General features: G+C 44.0%; 1 protein-coding gene and 2 pseudogenes. All 3 read right to left on the bottom strand.

Annotation, left to right across the window (positions count from 1 at the left end; all coding sequences use genetic code 11):
* Positions 1-548 (bottom strand): annotated as a pseudogene (gene gcvT / locus A3735_RS25920) (glycine cleavage system aminomethyltransferase GcvT); the annotation flags it as partial.
* A gap of 118 nt (positions 549-666) precedes the next feature.
* Positions 667-1269, bottom strand: a complete 603-nt coding sequence (locus A3735_RS25915; protein ID WP_068508152.1) for a YqiA/YcfP family alpha/beta fold hydrolase — start codon at positions 1267-1269, stop codon at positions 667-669.
* Positions 1266-1615 (bottom strand): annotated as a pseudogene (locus A3735_RS31460) (phosphodiesterase); the annotation flags it as partial. The pseudogene A3735_RS31460 and the gene A3735_RS25915, both read right to left, overlap by 4 nt.

Raw genomic sequence — 1615 nt, 5'->3', positions numbered from 1 at the left:
CAGAACATCCAATCGCCAGCTTCCAAGCCTTGGAACACTTTTAAACTATCGATAAGCTCGGCATTATCAGGAGAAGCCTGCTTAATGTTCTGTATAGCTTCGGGGCCTTGAATGGCCACCATGGCTAACTCGGGGCGCTCAATCAATTCCACATCAAATTTTTCAGCCTGCTTGTTCATCCAAGCCAGGTCTTTTTCTCGCGTACCGCAATTAACCACTAGGCGATAGTCTTTAGGCATACGATAAGCAATCAGGTCGTCGATCACACCACCCTTCTCATCCAACATGCCACTATAGAGTGCTTTGCCTGTTTCTTGCAGCTTGTCGACATCGTTCGCTAACAAATAACGAAGATAGTCACGAGAGTCTTTACCCTGTACATCAACAATTGTCATGTGCGACACATCGAACATACCCGCGCTTTGGCGCACAATTTTATGCTCTTCAATTTGAGAGCCATAATGCAAAGGCATGTCCCAGCCACCAAAATCTACTATCTTGGCACCGGAATCCTGATGCACCTCATATAATGCGGTTTTTGAGCCCAAGAGCATTCTCCGAGAAGTTAGGAATAAATAGAGTAAAATTAGAGCGGCATTTTACCTGATTGACTGGGGAAAAAACCACCAATTATTTTATAAGGCATAAATAGCGACGATTCGCTGACTATAAAAGAAAGTATTGCAGGGAAGGCAAAACCTTTTCAAAATCACAAAATGCATGATCACCACCGGCCTGAACCCAGAGTTTAGCCTTAGGCAGACATGCTAAAGCCTGTGCGAAATCCAAGACCTCATCTCCGGTTTGCGTCATGATATAAACATTATCCGAACTGACCAACGAAGCATTCTGCTTAGGGCTTAGTTCCAAAGACTTTAACTCATCCATATGTGAAGGTAATACAGTGTAGGTTTCGCCAGAGTAGTAGTTAGTATTCTCACCTAGATAATCAACGAGCAGTTCGTAAGGCTTTAAAGCAGGGTTGATCAAAACTGCCTTCAGAGAGGAGCCCGGCAAAGAGTACCTCTCAAGCAAGTGCATACTGTAATAAGCACCAAGCGAGCTACCAATGAATCCGAGCAGATTCTGTACACCAATGCTTTCAATCAGCTTGTCTACCAGAGCAATCGCTTCGCGTGGCGATGGGGGGAGTTTTGGAATTTCTAAACGAAGCCCAGGGCATTGTCGCTCAAAATAAGCCTTGCATAACTGGGCTTTGTGAGACTGTGGTGAACTATTGAAACCATGTAAATAAATAACAGACTTCAATAGCCATTACTCTCGAGATCTAAATTAAACTGAAAATCTTCAGCTCTTGAAACTTTTGACTCTAAACGACCGTCGTCAAATAACTTTAGCCATCGGTAACCAGGCGCTATCGCTTCTACACCAAAATCATGGGACTTCGGAGTAAATTGAATACAGGTTGAAGGCGTCGCCAGCAGCTGAACACCTTTACGCGTTTCAGAAAACTCTTGATGAATATGCCCCCAGAGTACCGCTCTGACATTGTCATAGCGGTCAACGATATCGAAAAACTGATCTCGATTATGCAAACCAATCTTATCCAGCCAGGTACTGCCGATATCAACCGGATGGTGATGAAAGCTAATTA

The organism is Oleiphilus sp. HI0061 (assembly GCF_001635675.1).
The sequence above is the reverse complement of the archived record's forward strand: the minus strand, read 5'-3'. Positions and strand labels throughout refer to the sequence as shown.